Origin of the sequence: Ornithinibacillus bavariensis, from assembly GCF_018333235.1 — a bacterium.
GTDB lineage: Bacteria > Bacillota > Bacilli > Bacillales > Amphibacillaceae > Ornithinibacillus > Ornithinibacillus bavariensis.
On sequence record NZ_BORP01000004.1, the window covers coordinates 190,987 to 212,356 of the forward strand.

Consider the following 21,370-nt stretch of genomic DNA (forward strand, 5'->3'; position numbering starts at 1 on the left):
AGCGATGCTAAGTGAATACCAAATCATATAACGTGTTACCTTACGGAGGTGAATTTGCATGAGTAGATATTATCGATATCGATTACCACCTTGGGCATTAAAATGTTTAATTGTTGTTGAAAGCGTGACCTTACCAATACTAATCTTCCAGCTTATTCGGACTATTATTTTCCCAACTTCATTTGACGTATTGCTTACTCTGTTTTTAGCGTTTATATTTATTTCATTTTATCTTAAATGGATTTAAATTTCACTACTCTCATCAAGTGAAACCATTTCATACTCTGCCTCAATAAATTCAGAAAAACGGATACCAAATAATAGTTGTCGATGAAGCCTCTGAAGCTGGATTACCTGATTTATCGTACTGTCCTCGGAACTATCATTGACATATCGTTCAATTGCTTGGAGATATTGCGATGGATCCATTAAATAAATACAAAGTAGAATCAACTCATGAATTAAAAGCTTGTTCTCGTCCATGTAGTTGTGAAATTTACTCAGTAATGCTTCACCTTCATTGTCATAATGAAGCGTCCTATCCTTTAGAAAATGGGACAAATCTATAATAGGATTATCATACTTGGAACGCTCCCAATTGATGAAAAATGTTCGTTCCCCATGAAGGATATGGCTACCCGATAAGTTACCATGGCAGAGACAAACTTGCCACTCTGAAATAGTAGATTGATTCTCTAGATACTGCTCTAGCCTTCTATCCATTAAAAAGAAAGCCTTCAGTATATCACGGTATTGCGTGCAGACTAGTAGTTCTACCGGTGACATAAAATGTCTAGACTCGAATAATTCTACATGACCCAATAGTGCTTTTCGTAAATCATATATTTGTTTTTGGTAGATTAAAAAGCTTTCTCTTGATTGTTCTCGTGACGACTCTGTCAATGTATGGATTTTCCTTGTTTTAGCATGAATATAGCCTAAGGTTTGATAGACTTTATCAATAAATAATGACCTATGGTGAGATTCAATCCATGGTGTTAAGTAATATACCTCATTCTCATTCCCTGCATATAAATCTCCTCTATGGTTTATATACACAGGTATTATGTGCTGTAGATTCTCAGCTTGAGCAACACGATATACATCATGCCAGAATGGAAGTGTATCGTTATTAAGGATACTTTTCTTTAACGCATAGGTCTGATTATTACTTTTAACGTAATAAACTCTATCTGTGTACTTTTCAATTTCAACAGGATAGACACGAAAGGCTTCTAAAATACCTCGTACATTTTCCAAGCTACTCACCACCTAAAATAAGCTCCATTAATATACCCCTTGGCAAAAAAGACAAGGGGTTTCTAATTCGTTCCATTTACTTTTTTATGGGAATATAAAGTAGTTGACCTTCTGTTACATCATCTTCCTCTAATTGATTATAATTTCGAATTTGGAGGGTTGATGTTTCATATTTTTCAGCAATAGACTCTAATGTATCTCTATCCTGTACAATGCAGAGCTTCAGTTTAAAATATTCCTCTTCAGAACTTCGGAATATATCAGATAGATAAGTTAAATCAGTCTTTTCCTCCCTACTTTCATGACTTTCCATTTTGGAGCTAGAGCTAGAACTAGATTCCTTTATGGATGAAGATTCCTCCAAAACCTCTACTTCTGGCACTTTATTTTTGTTGAAAAATTGTTCGAAGGTCTGAGATTCCTTCTTAAACTTCCAGCGATCACTTTCCATTTCATCATCGAGCTCATTTTTTACATCTTCTTCTAATCCGACAGGCTCCTCAAAACTGGAAGACTCTAGCTCTGGCTTTACATCAAATTCAAAGGTATTACCAGAGTCTCTTGATTCGATTAGTTCCTCTTCTGATTCCTCAACTACGGATTCTGGATCCTCGTCCTCTACTTCTTCAACTCGATTATTTATACCATGAATTTCAATCGTGGATCGTAAGTTGAGATGGTTTGGTTCTGGTAATTCATAATCAAACTCTGAAATCGTAACTAACACATCATTCAAATTTTCAACACGGTAGGATGGAACCGTTATCTCAACTGGAAAACGATGCATAAATTCGGCACTCCCATAGGATGTATCAGTTACACGTTCCATATAACGCCTCGAATCATAGGATTCAAAATAGGAATCGGCTTCATCCTCCTCATCGAATAGTTCAAGCTTTTGATAGGAACCTTGTAATTCTACTACTCCCCTAATGGAGATATAATCCGTAAACTCTTGAATTGAAATCTCTGGGTCCAAGGATATCCCCATAATCTCTTCGACTTCTTGGCCCTTCTCAAAATACAGTGATTCATTTAAATCAAAGCGGAATACTGATTGTTCATTTGCCAAGTTGTTTCCTCCCTTCAACACATACATACCATATGCTCTATCTTTAATTATCTATATGAGTCAAGGTATAAGGATATGCTAACTAGGTAAAAAGTGTTTTGAGATAACGTACATGATAGTGGTATAGATAAACATCATATAGACTTGTGATAATAGATAAAATGAAGTACACGATAAGCTTCATTTTGATTATCTATGTGGTAATGAAATGATGTTTAGCGTTGCTCTAAACGTCATTTTAACGCATAAATGCTAAAACATTGATGCATAGAAACGTTATAGACATCATTTTTATATGTATTCGGATGTGAAATGATGTGTAAAAATGCTAAGAAAAGAAAAAGGCTATTCCAATTTTATTGGAACAGCCCTCCTATTATTTTAAGGTAGAAAAAGCTTTTCTCGCTGCTTTTATTGTTTTATCAATATCTTCTTCTGTATGTGCAGTTGATAAGAATAATCCCTCGAATTGTGACGGTGGTAAGAATACGCCCTCTTCAGCCATTGTTCGGTAGTATTTCTTGAAGTACTCCAAATTCGATTTTGATGCTGTTTCAAAGTTGACTACTGGGTCCTCAGCAAAGAATATGCCAACCATTGATCCTGCACGATTAATTTGAAGTGGTATTTCATAATCTTCTGCTGCTTGTTTATAGCCTTCAACAAGTTGATCTACTCGTTTATTAATATTTGAGTAGGACTCTTTCGTTAAAGCATGTAGTGTTTCATAGCCTGCTGTCATCGCTAATGGATTACCAGATAATGTACCTGCCTGATAGATTGGGCCTGATGGTGCAACTTGTTGCATAATTTCCCGTTTGCCACCATAAGCTCCAACTGGTAATCCCCCTCCAATAACTTTTCCTAAACAGGTCAAGTCTGGTGTTATGCCAAAATAACCCTGTGCACAATTATAGTCAACACGGAAACCAGTCATCACCTCGTCAAAAATAAGTAATGACCCATATTCTTCCGTAATCTTTCTTAAAAAGCTTAAGAAGTCATTTGTTGGTGGAACAACACCCATATTTCCACATACAGGTTCGGCTATAACAGCAGCAATGTTTTCACCATATCGTTCAAATGCTGCACGGACACCATCCTGGTCGTTATATGCTACAGTAATAGTATTTTGAGCAATTGATTTTGGTACACCAGGACTATCTGGTAAGCCTAATGTCGCGACTCCCGATCCCGCTTTAATTAATAATGAATCACCATGACCATGGTAGCTTCCTTCAAATTTCAAGATAATATCTCTACCAGTATATCCTCGTGCAAGTCTTAGTGCACTCATCGTTGCCTCTGTACCAGAGTTAACCATCCTCACAACCTCTATAGATGGTACACGCTCAATTACTAGTTTAGCAAGTTTATTTTCCAAAAGCGTAGGTGCTCCGAAGCTAGTCCCATTCGCTATCACTTCATGAAGCCCTTGAACAACTCTTTCATCCGCATGACCCAAAATTAATGGTCCCCAGCTTAACACATAATCAATGTACTCATTACCATCGATATCCTTTATTTTAGAACCTTTTCCACTTTCCATAAAAATCGGATCCATTCCGACTGACTTAAATGCACGTACAGGTGAATTCACCCCTCCAGGCATTAAATCTACTGCTTCTTTGTAAGCATCAATTGATCGATCATAACGATTCACACCAGTCACCTCACCATTAATTAGTTTCTTTAAGCCAAGCTGCTGCATCCTTTGCAAAATATGTGATGATTAAATCTGCTCCAGCACGTTTCATTGAGGTTAGCATTTCTAACACTAATTCTTTCTCATTAATCCATCCATTTTGTGCTGCTGCTTTTACCATCGAATACTCTCCACTTACATTGTATCCAACCACTGGAAGATTGAAGTTATTACGAACGTCACGTACAATGTCAAGGTATGAAAGTGTAGGCTTGACTATAAGAAAATCTGCGCCCTCTTCGACATCTGATTCAGCCTCTCTTAGTGCCTCAAGACGATTTGCCGGATCCATTTGATATGACCTACGATCCCCAAATTGTGGAGTACTATCGGCTGCATCACGGAATGGACCATAGAATGCTGATGCGTATTTTACTGCATATGACATAATTGGAATATTCGTAAAACCAGCTTCATCCAACGCCTGTCTGATTACCTTTACAAAACCATCCATCATGTTTGAAGGAGCAATAATATCTGCACCTGCTTTTGCCTGGGAAACAGCGGTTTTTGCTAATAATTCAAGTGATTCATCATTATCAACATCATGATTATGAATGACACCACAGTGACCATGTGAGGTGTACTCACATAGACAAGTATCTGCAACTATAAGTAGCTCAGGATATTCGCGTTTAATAAGTCTCGTTGCCTCTTGTACAATTCCTGTTTCGATATAAGCGCCTGTTCCAACCTCATCCTTTTCATTTGGAACACCAAAGAGAATGACAGATTTAATCCCAAGTTCATAGACTTCTTTAACTTCATTAGAAAGTAAATCAAGAGAAACTTGAAATACTCCTGGCATAGAAGGTACTTCCTTCTTCATATTACTTCCTTCTACTACAAACATAGGATAAATAAAATCATCTACTCGTAAATGATTTTCTCTTACCATATCTCGCATAGCCTTTGATGAACGTAAACGGCGATGACGTTTAAAATCAGTAACATATTCCATAAAACTTCAGTCCTCTCATTTCGTTGTCTCACACATAGCCTGTACCATTCCTTCAATCGTGTACATGCTTGGTGAAATAGTATTTGTTAGTCCCAGTTCCTTTGCTTTATCTTCTGTTGTCTTACCGATACAAACGAAAACAGGGTTAGTTTGTAACCGCAAGACTCCATCTTGATACATCATGAAAGCCTCCACAGAGGAAGGGCTCGTAAAAGTAATATAGTCAAAATGCTTTGTACGTAATAGCCTTTTCAGCGTCACTTTTGCATCATCATTAAAGGTATTTTCATAAACAATAATTACTTCATATGGTATTCCTGCTTCCTTAAGACCAAGTGCAATAATATCTCTCGCACGGCTTCCTTGGACTAATAAAACCTTACCATTTACCTTATATTTTGCTAGAAATTCTTGAACTAAATTTTCTCCATCGTAAATTTCTGGTACAAGTTCAGCATGGTAACCATATTGTTTTAAGGCTTCCTCTGTCTTATGACCTACAACTGCAATATGAAGATTCGGTAGTTCCAAGTTACATTGTGAAAGAAGTTTAAAAAAACAATGAACACCATTAGAGCTCGTGAATAATATCCATTCAAACCTGCTTAAATTCTGAATAAAGCTTTTGTTTTCATTGGTAATTTTACAAGAGATTTTAAGTAATGGTACTTCAAAAACTGCCCCACCGGACTCCTCTAGCATTTTAGTAAGTTTTCCGGCCTGTAACGCTTCTCTTGTATTTAATATTTTTTTACCGGAAAGTGGGAGTTGCATTACTTATCTAGCTCCTCTTTTACTTGCTCAATAATTTCTTTTGCACCTTGACCGAGAAGTTTTTCAGCGGCATCTTTTCCTACTTGTACAGGATCTATACCTCGAACAATCTCTTTTAATATCGTTTTCCCATCAGGTGTACCAACTAATGCAGTTAAAATAACTTCATCGTCTTCTAATTGTGCAAATCCACCTATAGGAATCTGACAGCCACCTTCAAGCAAGTTCAAATACGTTCTCTCAGCAGTAACAGTTTTCGTTGTATAAGCATCATTAATCTTAGCTAAAATGTTGTGAAGCTCTTGATCATCTTCGCGGCATTCAATTGCCAAAGCACCCTGCCCTACAGCAGGGACACAGACATCGATATCAAGATATTCAGTAATCAAGTCCTCACTAAGTCCTACACGTTTAAGCCCAGAAACAGCTAATATGATTGCATCATAATCCTCTTCCTGCAATTTTCGTATTCTTGTCTCAATATTTCCCCTAATCCACTTAATTTGGATATCAGGCCTTTCTGCTAAGAGCTGTGCAGCACGGCGAAGACTACTTGTTCCAACGATAGCTCCATGTGGTAAATCCTTAAAATTAATATTGTTTTTGGAAATTAGAGCATCACGGTGATCCTCTCTGATAGGAATAGCAGAGATAGCTAAACCATCCGGTAGAACTGCTGGCATATCCTTCATACTATGGACAGCAAAGTCGATTTCCTTATCATATAGAGCTTGTTCAATTTCTTTTACAAACAAACCCTTTCCTCCGACTTTTGATAGAGTCACATCCAGTATGCGGTCACCTTTGGTAACAATTTTTTTTACTTCAAAATCATTTTCAACTCCAGCTTTTTTTAGTTCATTGATTACCCAATTTGTTTGTGTAAGAGCTAGGTTACTCTGTCTCGATCCAACTATGATTTTTCGCATGTCGTATTCCTCCCACTGGTTCATAATAGATGAAAGCTTGAATAATGACTAAAGATAAAGAAATTCAAAAGCAGAAATAAAAAGGCCCATGTGTTATAGGTAGCCAAAGCTTTTCCCGAATAACGCTTCACAGTTCGTAAGCATAAATAACTAATATAAACAGATAGTACCACTAAAGATCCTATTGTCTTTAAATCATACCAATAGAATGTAGCATTTTCCGTATATGCCCATACAAAACCTAAAATAATGCCAATAAGTAAAGTTGGAACACCTATCGTTATCGTACGGAAGGTCATTAGCTCCAATCGTTCCAAATCACCAAGTCTCCATATCCATTTTATAGCTTTTTTCTCTTTTAAGAAATAATATTGGACCATGTACATAATAGATAAGAGAAAAGCAATAGTAAAAAACCCATATGAAATAATTGCTAAGGAAATATGCGCAATTAATATTTCGTTCACCAATTGGATTCCACTTGTTACCATATTGGTTTGCGCTATATGTGAAATATGCATAAGAAAGATTAAAAAACTAAATAGATTAATAAAAAATACGATAAACGATATTTTAAACAGCCAGTTCATTAGTATAGAAAATGTCACTAATATCCATGCATAGAAAAAGAAACTATCTGTCAAAGTGGCAATAGGAAAACGCCCTTCTGTTAGAACCCGATGAAACAAAAAAAAGGTTTGCAAGAGCCAAACCATACAAAGTAACCAGAAGGCTAATGTATTAGCCCTCCGGTTTTGCTGTACAAAATCAATGAAATAACCTATCAAACTCAATACATATAGAGATACTATTCCTTCATAAAGCCATCGTAAATCGACCATATGGATAGTTTCCTTTACCTTTACTAAATGAATTCACCTTTAAGCTTATCTGCTCTTGGGAATTCCTTTTGCAGTATTCGTATGAATCCTTCACTTTTTTCTGCTTGTTTTTCAAATTCTTTCTTTACTTCATTTTCAATACCGAAAATATCCACAAAAAGTTGTAATGCTTCAGTGGCTTTGTCTGTACCGGCTAATTCTTTCGCCTGGGTAATAGGCTCTTTTAACATTTGATTAATAATACTTTTCGTATGCTTACTTAGAACCTTTTTCTCCCGTTCTGTTAAATCAGGCATTTTTCTCTCTATACTCTTCATGGTTTCAGCTTGAATTGCTAAAGCTTTTTGTCTTAAAGCAGAAATTACTGGTACAACACCTAATGTGCGTAGCCACTCTTTGAATAGCATTATTTCCTTCTCTATTTCGATTTCGATTTGTTCAGCTGCCTTTTTACGTGCTTCTAAATTTTCATCTACAATATGTTGTAAATCATCGATATCATATAAAAAGACATTTTCTAATTTAGCTATTTCTGGATCCAGATCCCTAGGTACTGCAATATCCACTAAGAATAGTGGTTTGCCTTTTCGTGACTTTTGGACTTTTTCAACCATTTCCTTTGTTAATACAAAGCTATTTGAACCGGTTGAGCTTATGAGTATATCTGCATCCTTTAAACAATTCGCTAAATTTTCCATTTGTTCTGCAGTTGCTTGAAACTGTGCTGCTAATGCCTTTGCTTTCTCCAGTGTTCGGTTAACCACGGTAATTTTCGTAGCACCAGATCCCTGTAAGTTTTTAACTGCAAGTTCACCCATCTTACCAGCACCTAATATGACAACATGCTTATTGGATAAAGAGCCAAAAATTTTCTTAGAGAGTTCTACAGCTGCATAACTTACAGATACAGCATTTTCTCCAATACTTGTCTCATGTTGTGCTCTTTTTGCAAACGTAATGGCTTGCTTAAATAGTTCATTAAAAATAGTTCCTGTTGCTTGGACTTCTTGTGATGTTAGGAATGCTTGTTTTACTTGACCTAATATTTGTGTTTCCCCAAGAACCATAGAGTCAATTCCAGAAGAGACCTTAAATAAATGCTCTAAAGCCCCATCATCCTCACTAATTCGTAAAAACGAAGTAAATTCGTCCTTATCGATTTGAAACCAATCAGCCAGGAATTGTTTTATATAGTAACGCCCTGTATGTGCCTGATCAACTACTGCATAAATTTCAGTACGGTTACAGGTAGAAACGATAACATTTTCTAATATGCTTTTTTGTTTTTTTAGAGCTAACATGGCATCCTGAAGAGAGCTTTCAGCAAATGTAAGCTTTTCTCTGATTTCTACAGGAGCTGTCTTATAATTTAAACCTACTTTTAAAATGTGCACTTTTTTCTCTCCTCCATAATAAGAGGTTCAAATTGTCGCATTGAACTTATTTTTTCATACATTTTTTATTATATCATAGGAATTAAGTCATAAATTCTTGCTTTGTGAACAGTTTTTGAAACTATATGTGCTATGATAAAAACACGATAATATTAAACTCAGATGTACTCTAACACATCAAAAGTTCATAAGCAAGGAATCAACATTATATTCACCTAGTATGAGAAAGCGAGGTAATTCCATGAAAAAGAAAAATACATTCACAGCTTATGTGGTTATTGGAATAGGACTATTTTTCTTATTTAAGCAATTAAAGCTACCAATCTTCACAGACTTTTACTCGTGGCCTACTTTATTAATTATTATTGGCATTGCATTCTTAATCTATAGCTTCCAGGTTAAGGACTTTAATCAGCTATTTCCAGGTACATTGATCCTAGGTCTTGGCATCCATTTTCACGGAATGGAGCACTATACCTTCTGGATTGATCACTGGGCAATGTACCCACTAATTGTAGGAATAGCTTTTCTAGTACGTTACTTGAAAACAAAGGAAGGATTAATACCAGGACTAGTACTTATCATACTTTCTTGCGTATTCATCTTTTCCATTCAAATCCCGCATGAGCTTAACTGGATAAATGATGTATTTAATTTTATTAATATGTATTGGCCACTTGTCTTAATCGTAATTGGGGTTTATTTGTTAAAAAAGAAATGAGAAGATAGAGACTCCTTATCCTAAATATAGAAGAGAGTCTCTATTTTCATTTTCTAAAAATCTCCCTTGTTTTTGTGTACGTGGAATTAATTTACACCTAGTATTCAGTTATTTAGGGATGATGCATCGTAAATAGTAACGATAAAGAATTTCACAGGCTAATGCGCTTCCTTAGATGTAACAATCATTTTTATTATTTCCTCCAACGACTATTTTATTGTTAATTCATACTTCTCCACTCTATTTGGGTAATTTACTGAGGGTTTCTAGGGTAAATAGCATCGTGTCGAGGTTTTTGGTCTGTAATCCTTTTACAGCACCACTCCATTTGCGCTACTCATAGTACTGTTTTGGAAATTACTCGATATATGATAGGATTTTGACTTCAAGATTAGGTTAATTTCTAAATAATGAGGGGCAATATAAGTTTGGTTACCGTCTTTTGCTTTTCCTCGAAGATTTGGTAAGCAATACTGGTTTTAGTTACCGTTTTTTACTTTTCATCAAAGATTTGGTAAGCAATACTGGTTTTGGTTACCGTTTGTTACTTTTCATCGGAGATTTGGGAGCCAATACAGGGTTTGGTGACCGTTTTTTGCTTTTCATCGGAGATTTGGTAAGCAATACTGGTTTTAGTTACCGTTTTTTAGTGTCCATCAAAGATTTGGTAAGCAATACAGACTTTGATGACCGTTTTTTGCTTTTCATCGGAGATTTGGTAAGCAATACTGGTTTTAGTTACCGTTTTTTACTTTTCACCGGAGATTTGGTAAGCAATACAGACTTTGGTTACCGTTTTTTGCTTTTCATCGGAGATTTGGTAAGCAATACTGGCTTTGGTTACCGTTTTTTGCTTTTCATCGGAGATTTGGTAAGCAATACTGGCTTTGGTTACCGTTTTTTACTGTTCATCGGAGATCTGGGAGCCAAAACGAGGTTTGATGACCGTTTTTTAATTCTCCTCGGAGATTTGGTAAGCAATACTGGCTTTGGTGACTGTTTTTTGATTCTCCTCGGAGATTTGGTAAGCAATACTGGCTTTGATGACCGTTTTTTGCTCTACCTCGGAATTTCGGGAAGCTATATATGCCTTGGTTACTGGTCTTTATTTATTTCCGAAATATAAAGCAATATTGGTTTTGAGCAACTATTAAATATTGCTCAAAGTAGTAGTTCTAATATGACTCTGACTGCTGCTCCTTGGTGTTTTTCATAATAGACTAGTATTTGGGGACATCCTCAAGTCAGTGTATTGTTAACCAAAGCAGACAAAAAAAAGACCAAATCATTATTTGATCTGGTCTCCGTGTGACTTATAAAAAATTGTTTAATATTCCCCAAGCTTCATCTTTACCTTCACCAGTTTCTGATGAGAATGGTAAAATGATGTCACCTTTTTCTAGTTGTAATGTATTAATGGTTCTTTTTAGATGCTGGGCACGTTTTCCTTTTGGAATTTTATCTAACTTTGTTGCCACGACAATGACTGGTAATTCGTAGTATTTTAGGAACTCATACATCTGAATATCATCTTTCGTTGGCTCATGCCTGATGTCCGTTATGAGTAAGACAGCCTTTAATGTTTCACGAGTTTGGAAATATTCTTCCATCATCTTGCCCCATTTTTCACGCTCTGTCTTAGACACTTTCGCGTAGCCGTAGCCCGGAACATCCACGAAATAAAATGCATCATTAATACGATAGAAATTGAGTGTTTGTGTTTTACCAGGTTTTGATGATGTCCTTGCAAGGCTTTTACGGGCAATTAACTTATTGATAAATGATGATTTTCCCACATTGGACCTGCCCGCTAAAGCAATCTCTGGTAATTGATCATTGGGATATTGTTTTTTACTTACAGCACTAATTACGATCTCCGCGTTTGTTACTTTCATGTTTCTCCTCCACTAGGGCATGCTTTAATACTTGATCAAGATGGTTTACTGGAATGAATGTTAGTTGCTCTCGTACACTTTCCGGAATATCATCTAAATCTTTTTTATTATCCTCTGGAAAAATAATAGTTGTAATTCCTGCACGATGTGCACTTAATGTTTTTTCCTTTAGTCCTCCAATAGGGAGAACACGCCCTCTTAACGTTATTTCACCTGTCATGGCTACTTCTTTTTTTACTGCACGATTTGATAATGCTGAAACTAAAGCTGTAGCCATCGTTATTCCTGCAGAAGGGCCATCCTTAGGAGTTGCACCTTCTGGAACGTGAATATGGATATCATATTTCTCATGAAAATCCGATTCAATGCCGAGCTCTTCAGCTCTAGAACGAATATAGCTAAAAGCTGCCTGAGCTGATTCACGCATAACCTCTCCTAGTTTTCCAGTTAACGTTAATTTACCTTTACCTGGAAAATGCGTTACCTCAATCGATAAGGTATCACCACCAGCAGTCGTGTATGCTAAACCAGTCGCTGCACCGATTTGATCTTCTATTTCCATTTGTCCATATCGGAATATAGGTTTTCCTAGTAATTCTTCCAAACTCTTTTCAGTTACAATTACTCGTTTCTTCTCATTTGCTACAATCATTTTCGCTGCTTTTCTGCAGAGCTTGGCAATTTGTCTTTCAAGTGTACGAACGCCAGCTTCCCTTGTATAAACTCTTATTAAACGAAGTAATGCATCATCACGAATTTGTAGATTACTTTTCTTCAAGCCATTTTCTTTCATTTGTTTTGGTACTAAATGTTCTTTTGCAATATGCAACTTTTCTAGCTCTGTATATCCTGAGAGTGATATCAATTCCATTCTGTCCAATAGTGGTCCAGGAATGTTGTTCACATAGTTTGCAGTTGCAATAAATAGGACATTGGAAAGGTCATATGCTTCTTCAATAAAGTGGTCACTAAAATTGCTATTCTGCTCAGGGTCGAGCACCTCTAACATGGCGGAAGACGGATCTCCACGAAAATCATTAGACATTTTATCGATTTCATCTAATAAGAAGACTGGGTTAATCGTCTTCGCCTTTTTCATTCCTTGAATAATTCTGCCTGGCATTGCACCAATATAGGTACGACGGTGTCCACGGATTTCCGCTTCGTCTCTAACTCCACCAAGCGAGATTCGAACAAAATTTCGATTTACTGATTTAGCTATTGATTTTGCAAGGGATGTTTTACCAACACCTGGAGGACCTACTAAACATAAGATTGGACCTCTTAGTGACTTTGTCAATTTTTGTACAGCTAGGTACTCTAAAATTCGTTCTTTTACCTTGTCAAGACCATAATGTTCCTTATCTAAAATTTCTTTTGCACGTTCAATCTGAATGGCATCCTGAGACTTCTCGGTCCAAGGTAAGGCAAGTAGCCATTCGATATAATTCCGTATAACAGAGCTTTCCGCAGAGGACTGTGGAATCTTTTCGTATCGGTCTAATTCTTTAAGAGCAACTTCCATCACTCTCTCTGGCATACCGGACTTCTCAATTTTTGTTCTTAAATCGAGGACTTCTCCGGATTTCCCTTCTTTCTCACCTAGCTCTTTCTGAATGGCTTTTAACTGCTCCCGGAGATAGTATTCCTTTTGTGTTTTTTCCATGGAGGACTTAACTCGTTCCCCAATTTTCTTTTCTAAGTCTAAGACTTTCTTCTCATTAGAGATTAACTCCATTAAATGTTCTAATCTCTCTTGAGTATTTACTATTTCTAGCAGTTCTTGTTTGTCCTTTATTTTTAATGCTAAATGCGAAGTAATGATGTCGGCAAGTCTTCCTGACTCTTCTATATCCAAAACCGTATTTAGGGTTTCCTTGGATATTTTGCGTGAAACTTTAACATATTGTTCAAATTGTGTCAGCAAATTTCGCTTTAATGCTTCTTCCTCAACAGAATCACCAGGAACCTCTTCTAGCTCCTGTATTTCTACAACAAATTCTTCTTCTTCTTCAACAAAACGAATGATTTCACAACGATAGAGACCCTCTACCAGTACTCGAAATGTACCATTAGGAAGTTTTAGCATTTGATTAATTTTTGCTAATGTACCGATTCGATAAATTTCCTCTGGCTTTGGTTCGTCAATACTTACCATTTTCTGTGCAGCTAGGAATATCAGCTGATCATCAACCATCGCTTTTTCTAATGCTGCGACAGATTTATCACGTCCTACATCCAAGTGAAGAACCATAGTAGGAAACACTAATAAACCACGTAGCGGAAGGAGGGGAACTTGTTTTGTATCATGGGTCATTATGTAAAAACCTCCATTATTTCAGTAATAAATTATCCTATGTATTTAGTTCTCTTAAAGTTTATATAATATAAGGTCATTTTGTAAAATGATTGAGCATGGCTTTTCTTAGTTTACCCGCTAGATAATAACTAATTCTTTTAGATAATAGAATAAATAAAAAGCTGACTGAGAATGCTGGCACAGATTAATCAAACTCATTTAGTGCTACGCATCCCAGTCAGCTGTTTATAACAAATTGTTTTTTCACTTACGCACTTTCTTTTGGAAGTTTTTTAATACCTTCTGTTACCGTCCCATCCTTGTAAACGAGCTTAGGACTGCCATTTTCATTTATGATGGTATCTTTCGTAATGATACATTTTTGAATATCATCTCGAGAAGGCAGTTCAAACATAACTTCTAGCATGATCGTTTCTAGAATAGAACGTAATCCACGGGCACCAGTTTTTCTTTCAATCGCTTTTTTGGCAATTTCAATTAAGGCATTATCTTCGAATTCTAGTTCCACATTATCCATCTGGAATAGCTTCTCATATTGCTTCACAAGAGCATTCTTAGGCTTTGTAAGAATATCTACAAGTGCATCCTCATCTAGTGGTTCAAGACTACCAATTACAGGTAATCTTCCAATAAATTCTGGAATTAAGCCATAACGATGTAAATCCTCCGGTAATACCCTAGCAAGTAGTTTACCTTTATCAAGATCGTCATGTTTATCATTAATTCCAAAGCCAATTACTTTCTTACCAAGTCTTCTTTTAATAACTTGTTCAATTCCATCGAAAGCACCACCACAGATAAATAAGATATTCGTTGTATCAATTTGAATAAACTCTTGATGAGGATGTTTTCTTCCGCCCTGTGGAGGAACACTTGCAACTGTACCTTCTAATATTTTTAGAAGTGCTTGTTGTACACCTTCACCAGAAACATCTCGTGTAATGGATGGATTCTCAGATTTACGAGCAACCTTGTCTATTTCGTCAATATAGATAATTCCTTTTTCGGCTTTTTCGATATCATAATCGGCTGCTTGAATAAGCTTCAGTAGAATATTTTCTACATCCTCCCCGACATATCCAGCTTCTGTTAAGGAAGTTGCATCTGCCATTGCAAATGGAACATTCAAGATTCGCGCCAATGTTTGAGCTAGTAAAGTTTTACCGCTACCAGTTGGTCCAATCATCGCAATATTACTCTTTGATAATTCCACATCATCATTTGATTTTGGAGTATTAATACGTTTGTAATGATTATAAACAGCTACTGATAAATTCTTTTTAGCCTTCTCTTGACCAATAACATAGTCGTCTAAAATAGCACAAATTTCTTTTGGTTTTGGAATTTCCTTAAATTCCAACTCCTCTTCTGTTCCTAGCTCTTCTTCCACTATTTCCGTACATAATTCGATACACTCGTCACATATATAAACGCCAGGACCTGCAACTAACTTGCGAACTTGCTCTTGGCTTTTTCCACAAAATGAGCATTTTAGTTGCCCTTTTTCATCATTAAATTTAAACATTAAAATTTTCACCCCTAAAGTTTCAAATCACAACGCAAAACATTTAGTTATAGTAGTTATCATATCAGAACCCGTTTTGAAAACAAAATGATATACCTTTTCCATTCTCAAAATCACTATAACAATTTCATATTTACAGTTCTTCCCTTTTCCTAATTTGAACATCATCCATTTTAGTATATGTTACAACCCTATATATAATTGACTAAAAATCGATGACAAGGGTAGGTTATTTAATCATACTAGAAAATCATATAAATTACTAAAAAAAACCCTTTCCCTGAAAGAAGATATAAAAATACAAGGTACGAATATCGCACCTTGTATCCTAGTTTTCATTTACCTTATCTTATGCAACTACTTTACTGTTATCCACTAAATAATCAATTGCTTTTCTGAACAATAAATCTTCCTTGATTGCATCAGTATTTCCACCAAGCATTTGTGTTAACTGCTCAACATCAGTTCCATACATTGTTGCCATATTTTCAAGCTCAGCAGTTATATCTTCTTCAGATACTTCTAAACTCTCAGCTTTAATAATTGCTTCTAGTGTAAGGTTAGTTTTAACTCGTTTACCAGCATCTTCACGCATTTGCTCTTTTAATGCATCTTCATCCTGACCAGAGAATTGATAGTAAAGGTCTAATGTCATACCTTGCATTTGTAGACGCTGTTCAAATTCACGCATCATACGATCTAATTCAGTTTTTACCATTACATCAGGAATTTCAACTTCAGCATTTTCAGTTACTTTGTTAATTAATTCCTCACGTTTGGCATTTTCTGCATTTTGTTTTTTCTCAGTCTCAAGTTCTTCTCTTAATTTAGCTTTCAATGCGTCTAATGTTTCCACTTCATCATCAACATCTTTAGCAAATTCGTCATCTAGCTCAGGAAGTTCTTTTGATTTTATTTCATGAATTGTTACTTTAAATGTTGCCTCTTTACCAGCTAATTCTTCAGCATGGTAATCTTCAGGGAACGTAACATTAATTTCAGTTTCTACTCCAGCTTCTTTTCCTACAAGTTGTTCTTCAAATCCTGGAATGAACTGGCCAGAACCAATTTCTAATGAATGGTTCTCTCCTTTACCACCATCAAATGCTTCACCGTCAAGAAAACCTTCGAAATCCATTACAACAGTGTCACCTTCTTGGACTGTACCTTCTTCTTTCACAACTAATTCAGCATGACGCTCTCTTAATTGTTCAAGTTCTTTTTCAACATCTTCGTCTGAAACTGTACTGTCTTGTTCTTCCACTTCTAAACCTTTATAGTCTCCAAGTTTTACTTCTGGTTTAACAGTAACCTCTGCAGTGAAAATTAAAGTATTTCCTCTTTCAATTTGCTCAATATCAATACTTGGTTGATCAATTGGCTCAATACCAGTATCTTCTACAGCTTTTACGTAAGCATCTGGTAAAACAATGTCCACTGCATCTTGATATAATGCTTCAACACCGAAACGTTTTTCAAAAAGAGCACGTGGCATTTTACCTTTACGGAAGCCTGGAACTTGAACTGTTTTTACAACTTTTTTGAAGGCTTTATCTAATGCAGTTTCAAAATCCTCTGCAGAAACTTCAAATGTTAATACACCTTCATTACCTTCTTTTTTTTCCCATTTTGCTGACATAATTGTTCCCTCCAAAATCTATTATTTCCATTAACTACTTAATTTCATTAATAAGATTCATTTTTTACGTATTTGTTTAATGCCAATTCAAAATTGCAACCATCTTATTATACCATAATTACTAGCCCTTTCAAGGGTAAAGCATAAATGTTACTAGCTAATCTTCAATGATAGATAAGTATAGCTGCTCACATTGTACGATGTCTTCCATGAAGTGTAATACCTTCTCTATATTGGTATCTTCTTCTACTTCAAGCCTATGTGTTATCTGATTACTAATTTTTTGAAGACTTTTAGCAAGAAAAATACTGTCCTCCATAGGAGGAAGTATTGGGTATTTCACATAAAAATAGCGATACAGCGTTTTTTCTAGAAAAAGAAACAATGTTGGGTTTTCTTGTTCTAAATCGCTAAGATTCTGTATTGTTTTTACATACACAGGGTGAACAGTAATTTCGGAAACATCTATTGGAATTACTTGCATGTCTATCCCAAGCTTGACTATATGAACGCTACCAGAATATTTTTGATCCTGGAGCCAATGAAAAATATTTGTTTTGACAACCGGATGAACATCTTGGTTGGAAAGCAATTCAATAATAGTGTTATCAATCGCAATATTCATAGAACGAAGCTTAGAAATCGTTCTCCATTGTTTAAAGTTATCTCGATCTATGACCGATTGCTTTAATTCTTTACAATAAATATCGGAGTTCTTTCCAACGATATCCGACTCTAATTTAATGCTTAATTCGTATAATTGTTCGAACTGTTCCCTCATCACTAATGGTAATTCAGGAGATATCATTTCTTCTTCAATTCTTTCCATTAGTAAGCTGTATTTATTCGTTTGGAAGAGGATGGTTAAATAGATATGAAGGTATTGATAGTAGTTCTCATCCTGTCTATTTATAAGTACTTCCTCACAAACCTCTTCAGCTTCTTCAAATCGCCCTAACTCCATTAAACACATTATTTTACCTACGATAATTTCATGATCCTTCACATGATAATGAAGTAATCTATTTATTTTATCTAACGCAACCTCATAACGCCTTTCTTGAATTGCTTGAAGGCTTTCATTTTTTAACGTGTTTTGCCATCTGGGGAAGAGAATTATATTTTCATCATTTTGTTGCATATCTTCCCTCCTTTTAAAAGAGTAATATTTTTCATTATAGGGGCATTTTATTTTTTTTCCAAATTTATCAACAGAGTGGTTGAACGAAATTAGAAACCGATAAGCTGTGTTCCGAAAAAATATGTTATTTGTCTCGTAATCTATGTAATACTAAAAGACCTTGCTAAATAACTTAGCTCAATCTTTTAGTAGAGTATTAATCGAATTTAAAGCCATATTGAACAAAAGGAAGTAAGGAATCTCTGGATTGGAACATATTGTCCTTATTTATTTGATCAAGTTGGTGGATAAATTCGATAGAATACGGCACATAGGGACCTTTATTCAGCATTATACAGTCAGCTCTTAATCCCCAGTAGGCATCGGTAATTTCAGAAATAGATGGGATATTCTTTTTATTCATTCTGTCTAATACCCCAGTTGCCCATATAATCGGAACATGGCCTGCATCACATATTTCCATTATTCCCTCCTGAGCACTTGCTAACTGCTCCTTTCCAATTTCAACAGCTAAGTCTCCCCTAGCAATCATAACTCCAAAAGGCTGATGGTTTAGCCCCTCAAGAATAATTTGTGACAATGAAAATAGTGCTTGCTTTGTCTCGATTTTAGCAATTATCCCTATTTTTCCTGATGTTAGTTGTTCTATTTTTTCCTTAACGATCTGAATATCTTTTGGCTGATTAATGAAAGAAATACCAACCATATCAATTTCTTGATGCATGTTTTCCAGAATAGTTAAATCTTTTTCTGTTACAGTAGGTACACTTAAATGAACTAAAGAGTCCGGAAAGTTAATGCCTTTATTCGGTTTTAGCTTTTCTACTTTGTTTCTCGCTAAAACAATTTCAGAATCAATGTATTCCTTCTGTACCGACGTAACCTTTGCGAAAATCTTACCGTCATCAATAGATACTCGATCCCCGACACGTACATTTCGTAGAGCTTTTGGAATTGTTATCCCAATAGAAGCAGGTGTTTCATTAGAACTCGGGCTGCCTAAATAATGACAGTCTCGATAAATTCGAAGTGTATCTCCTTTTTTAACCTTTATATACTCTCCCTTTTGTTTACTCACTTTTAATTTCCCTATCCGTATTTTTGGACCTGGTAAATCAATATAAATTTTGCAAGATGAAATCGTAGCATCAGCTGTGTTATTCATTCTCTCTTCCGTGGCTCTTAACGTGTGAATTAAGGATTTCCATATGTCTAAATTATCATGTGCACAATTTATTCTTGCAATAGTCATGCCTCCAAGAATTAATTCTTCGAAGACCTTTGGATTCTCAAGCATTGAAGCATCCAATGTTACCATGATATTTGGGATGTTATCATTTCCACGACCAAATAATTCGATGGAACGCATTTCTCTGCGAACTATTGAATCCTTGACAGTGAGATAATCATTTTTATGACTATTGCCGCTTCCTTCAAGATGTTCAATAATTTTATTTATGGTATACATGATATGTGAGCTGCTCTTATTTAACGGTAAAAATCCTTCCTCGACTAAGATCGAATTAATTTCTGGTTTAACTATTGAATTCAAGGCTAGATAGGAACAGAGATTTTTTATGCTGGGATTAGCCCCATTAATTTGCTGTAATATCCTTTTCTGGATGCTATCTCGAATAGTGATCATATAATCTTTCAAGTCGAATTCATTCATATCGTGCCGTTCTCGCATAAATCCCATCACACCCCTTCCTAACTAATAGCATATGAAAAAGAGCTTATTGTGAGAGTTGTATAGATTATTTTAATGAAAGAAATAAAACCAAACACCTTAAAACCAGGCATTTGGTTTATCAATCTGTATTTACTACTATCCTCTATACGATTTAACAGACTTTATTCATTTATCAGTTTATCTAAATGTCTGAAGGAAATTCCAGCTTCCATCTCTTTTCTCCACTTCTGCATATGCTCCATTAATGAAAGTTATTTGCGGAGGTACGTGTCCACAATCAATATCATACACAACAGGAATACCTAGTTCATTTGAAAGGTCTTTATATACATCCACTATTTCATATCCTTCAATTGTGTGATTTGCAGCACTTCTACCAAATAAAATACCAGAACAGTTGTCAAACCAGCCAGCAAGCTTCATCTGAACAAGAGACCGACGTAAATCTGTTGTAGATAGTTCACAGTTTTCGAAATACCAAAGAATCGGTTCGTTTGCTATATAATGTTGTTGAAATGTCGCTACGTCACCATAAGGTGTTCCAATTAAATGACGGATGACATCTACACATCCACCCAATAATCTCCCTTTTATAGGTGAAATACCTTTTGGTACTGATTTCCATTCTGTTGGTTCTGTTAAATGGAATACCCATGGGGACGGATTGTCATGCTGCCATGCTTTTTGGTATAAAATAGAGGATTGTTGTAGTATAGATTCATCTGATTTAGTTGCTAGTACATTTCGCCACATGGCTGTTGTCTCGTCACTTTTCTCCCCTCGTAAATCCATTAGATTAACGCCATGTGCTGTAGCTATTCCTGTTTTTAATGTAAGTGCAAGCAGCAACACACTTGTGTCTGAATAGCCCATAATCCATTTTGGTTTAACCTCACTGTAATCGATATACTCTATCATTTCGATTAGGAGTTCTCCACCCCAAGGAGGGAAGATTAAATCAACCTTATCGTTTTGAAGCAACGCATTTAGTTCGTTTGCTCTTACTTGTGCAGGTGCAGATTTTGCCTTTTTTTGCGTCCAAACCGTATCTCCTACAATAGTTTGAAACCCCATGGACTCCATTCGGTGAATAGATTGTTTTACTAGATCATGTAATTCAGGTTCAACACCTGAAGACGGTGCCGTAATACCAATAATGCCACCTTCCGATAGATAAGGATAGCGAATCATAAAAAACCTCTCCCTCTTAACCAATTTTTTAACATACGTTTTCTCATAACAATTGATCAATTTTGGAAATTACATCGAAGTTATACTATTAGCGGGAAAAATCTATAGAAGTAGAACCAATATAATATAAATAGTTAAAAAGAAAAAGTGCTAAATTACTTTTTTAACAAGATTTAGCACTTTTTCGTTTACTTCCTGGAAAATCCGTGCTCCCCACTCTAAGCTAAAATAGCTGTTTAAATGCAAAAACATCATTAATAAACACAATTCAAACTACCATTTTTGTTATTTGGATATTCCATATGATA

The 21,370-nt window shown here is 35.7% G+C and carries 18 protein-coding genes; 3 read left to right on the top strand and 15 right to left on the bottom strand.

Translation table 11 applies throughout. The features are described from left to right. Nucleotides 1-58 precede the first annotated feature (58 nt). The gene (locus KI338_RS11585; protein WP_212921159.1) at nucleotides 59-247 is read left to right on the top strand and encodes a YszA family small membrane protein; all 189 of its coding nucleotides are present in this window, start codon (nucleotides 59-61) and stop codon (nucleotides 245-247) included. Here KI338_RS11585 and KI338_RS11590 read toward each other — a convergent pair. From KI338_RS11590 to hemA, 8 genes are all read right to left on the bottom strand, one after another. Further along, nucleotides 244-1,260 carry a phosphotransferase gene (locus tag KI338_RS11590; RefSeq protein WP_212921160.1) on the bottom strand — a complete coding sequence of 339 codons (1,017 nt, stop codon included), beginning with the start codon at nucleotides 1,258-1,260 and terminating at the stop codon, nucleotides 244-246. The genes KI338_RS11585 and KI338_RS11590 overlap by 4 nt on opposite strands. Before the next feature lie 76 nt (nucleotides 1,261-1,336). Then, the gene (gene spoVID / locus KI338_RS11595; protein WP_212921161.1) at nucleotides 1,337-2,332 is read right to left on the bottom strand and encodes a stage VI sporulation protein D; all 996 of its coding nucleotides are present in this window, start codon (nucleotides 2,330-2,332) and stop codon (nucleotides 1,337-1,339) included. 376 nt (nucleotides 2,333-2,708) lie between these two features. Continuing rightward, complete coding sequence (gene hemL / locus KI338_RS11600; RefSeq protein WP_212921162.1) at nucleotides 2,709-4,043, bottom strand: glutamate-1-semialdehyde 2,1-aminomutase; 1,335 nt, start codon at nucleotides 4,041-4,043, stop codon at nucleotides 2,709-2,711. After that, nucleotides 4,012-4,998, bottom strand: a complete 987-nt coding sequence (hemB, locus tag KI338_RS11605) for a porphobilinogen synthase (RefSeq protein ID WP_212921163.1) — start codon at nucleotides 4,996-4,998, stop codon at nucleotides 4,012-4,014. Before hemB ends, hemL begins: the two co-directional genes overlap by 32 nt. Nucleotides 4,999-5,013: 15 nt before the next feature. After that, nucleotides 5,014-5,772 carry a uroporphyrinogen-III synthase gene (locus KI338_RS11610; RefSeq protein ID WP_212921164.1) on the bottom strand — a complete coding sequence of 253 codons (759 nt, stop codon included), beginning with the start codon at nucleotides 5,770-5,772 and terminating at the stop codon, nucleotides 5,014-5,016. Further along, nucleotides 5,772-6,701 (bottom strand): hydroxymethylbilane synthase, encoded by a 930-nt coding sequence (hemC, locus tag KI338_RS11615; protein WP_212921165.1) that lies wholly within the window; start codon nucleotides 6,699-6,701, stop codon nucleotides 5,772-5,774. The genes KI338_RS11610 and hemC overlap by 1 nt, the downstream gene beginning before the upstream one ends. A 20-nt stretch (nucleotides 6,702-6,721) precedes the next feature. After that, nucleotides 6,722-7,543, bottom strand: coding sequence for a cytochrome C assembly family protein (locus KI338_RS11620; protein ID WP_212921166.1), 822 nt, complete (start codon nucleotides 7,541-7,543; stop codon nucleotides 6,722-6,724). Nucleotides 7,544-7,566: 23 nt separating this feature from the next. Next, nucleotides 7,567-8,937: a glutamyl-tRNA reductase gene (gene hemA, locus KI338_RS11625; protein ID WP_212921167.1), complete on the bottom strand. Its 1,371-nt coding sequence runs from the start codon at nucleotides 8,935-8,937 to the stop codon at nucleotides 7,567-7,569. Nucleotides 8,938-9,178: 241 nt separating this feature from the next. Here hemA and KI338_RS11630 point away from each other — a divergent pair, with 241 nt between their 5' ends. Both KI338_RS11630 and KI338_RS11635 read left to right on the top strand, forming a co-directional pair. Continuing rightward, nucleotides 9,179-9,658: a LiaI-LiaF-like domain-containing protein gene (locus tag KI338_RS11630; protein WP_212921168.1), complete on the top strand. Its 480-nt coding sequence runs from the start codon at nucleotides 9,179-9,181 to the stop codon at nucleotides 9,656-9,658. Between the two features lie 442 nt (nucleotides 9,659-10,100). Further along, a complete protein-coding gene (locus KI338_RS11635; protein WP_212921169.1) occupies nucleotides 10,101-10,784 on the top strand; it encodes a hypothetical protein in 684 nt (227 codons plus the stop codon). Between the two features lie 187 nt (nucleotides 10,785-10,971). Here KI338_RS11635 and yihA read toward each other — a convergent pair whose 3' ends face one another. The 7 genes from yihA to KI338_RS11670 all read right to left on the bottom strand — a co-directional run bounded on the left by yihA (nucleotide 10,972) and on the right by KI338_RS11670 (nucleotide 21,062). Next, nucleotides 10,972-11,553 carry a ribosome biogenesis GTP-binding protein YihA/YsxC gene (gene yihA, locus KI338_RS11640; RefSeq protein ID WP_212921170.1) on the bottom strand — a complete coding sequence of 194 codons (582 nt, stop codon included), beginning with the start codon at nucleotides 11,551-11,553 and terminating at the stop codon, nucleotides 10,972-10,974. Further along, nucleotides 11,522-13,870, bottom strand: a complete 2,349-nt coding sequence (gene lon, locus KI338_RS11645) for an endopeptidase La (protein ID WP_212921171.1) — start codon at nucleotides 13,868-13,870, stop codon at nucleotides 11,522-11,524. Before lon ends, yihA begins: the two co-directional genes overlap by 32 nt. A 250-nt stretch (nucleotides 13,871-14,120) precedes the next feature. After that, a complete protein-coding gene (gene clpX, locus KI338_RS11650) occupies nucleotides 14,121-15,398 on the bottom strand; it encodes an ATP-dependent protease ATP-binding subunit ClpX (protein ID WP_212921172.1) in 1,278 nt (425 codons plus the stop codon). A gap of 349 nt (nucleotides 15,399-15,747) precedes the next feature. Continuing rightward, nucleotides 15,748-17,037, bottom strand: coding sequence for a trigger factor (tig, locus tag KI338_RS11655; protein WP_212921173.1), 1,290 nt, complete (start codon nucleotides 17,035-17,037; stop codon nucleotides 15,748-15,750). Nucleotides 17,038-17,194: 157 nt separating this feature from the next. Further along, nucleotides 17,195-18,178: a tetratricopeptide repeat protein gene (locus tag KI338_RS11660; protein ID WP_212921174.1), complete on the bottom strand. Its 984-nt coding sequence runs from the start codon at nucleotides 18,176-18,178 to the stop codon at nucleotides 17,195-17,197. Nucleotides 18,179-18,374: 196 nt separating this feature from the next. Then, on the bottom strand, nucleotides 18,375-19,877 hold the full coding sequence (locus KI338_RS11665) for a pyruvate kinase (RefSeq protein ID WP_212921175.1): 1,503 nt from the start codon (nucleotides 19,875-19,877) through the stop codon (nucleotides 18,375-18,377). A gap of 171 nt (nucleotides 19,878-20,048) precedes the next feature. Beyond that, the gene (locus tag KI338_RS11670) at nucleotides 20,049-21,062 is read right to left on the bottom strand and encodes a S66 family peptidase (protein WP_212921176.1); all 1,014 of its coding nucleotides are present in this window, start codon (nucleotides 21,060-21,062) and stop codon (nucleotides 20,049-20,051) included. Nucleotides 21,063-21,370 lie beyond the last annotated feature (308 nt).

Bases quoted from the DNA above. Each gene is read 5' to 3' on its own strand.
- KI338_RS11585 (WP_212921159.1), top strand. From the start codon at position 59: ATGAGTAGATATTATCGATATCGATTACCACCTTGGGCATTAAAATGT.
- hemL (WP_212921162.1), bottom strand. From the start codon at position 4,043: ATGCAGCAGCTTGGCTTAAAGAAACTAATTAATGGTGAGGTGACTGGT.
- hemB (WP_212921163.1), bottom strand. From the start codon at position 4,998: ATGGAATATGTTACTGATTTTAAACGTCATCGCCGTTTACGTTCATCA.
- KI338_RS11610 (WP_212921164.1), bottom strand. From the start codon at position 5,772: ATGCAACTCCCACTTTCCGGTAAAAAAATATTAAATACAAGAGAAGCG.
- hemC (WP_212921165.1), bottom strand. From the start codon at position 6,701: ATGCGAAAAATCATAGTTGGATCGAGACAGAGTAACCTAGCTCTTACA.
- KI338_RS11620 (WP_212921166.1), bottom strand. From the start codon at position 7,543: ATGGTCGATTTACGATGGCTTTATGAAGGAATAGTATCTCTATATGTA.
- KI338_RS11630 (WP_212921168.1), top strand. From the start codon at position 9,179: ATGAAAAAGAAAAATACATTCACAGCTTATGTGGTTATTGGAATAGGA.
- yihA (WP_212921170.1), bottom strand. From the start codon at position 11,553: ATGAAAGTAACAAACGCGGAGATCGTAATTAGTGCTGTAAGTAAAAAA.
- lon (WP_212921171.1), bottom strand. From the start codon at position 13,870: ATGACCCATGATACAAAACAAGTTCCCCTCCTTCCGCTACGTGGTTTA.
- clpX (WP_212921172.1), bottom strand. From the start codon at position 15,398: ATGTTTAAATTTAATGATGAAAAAGGGCAACTAAAATGCTCATTTTGT.
- tig (WP_212921173.1), bottom strand. From the start codon at position 17,037: ATGTCAGCAAAATGGGAAAAAAAAGAAGGTAATGAAGGTGTATTAACA.
- KI338_RS11660 (WP_212921174.1), bottom strand. From the start codon at position 18,178: ATGCAACAAAATGATGAAAATATAATTCTCTTCCCCAGATGGCAAAAC.
- KI338_RS11665 (WP_212921175.1), bottom strand. From the start codon at position 19,877: ATGGGATTTATGCGAGAACGGCACGATATGAATGAATTCGACTTGAAA.
- KI338_RS11670 (WP_212921176.1), bottom strand. From the start codon at position 21,062: ATGATTCGCTATCCTTATCTATCGGAAGGTGGCATTATTGGTATTACG.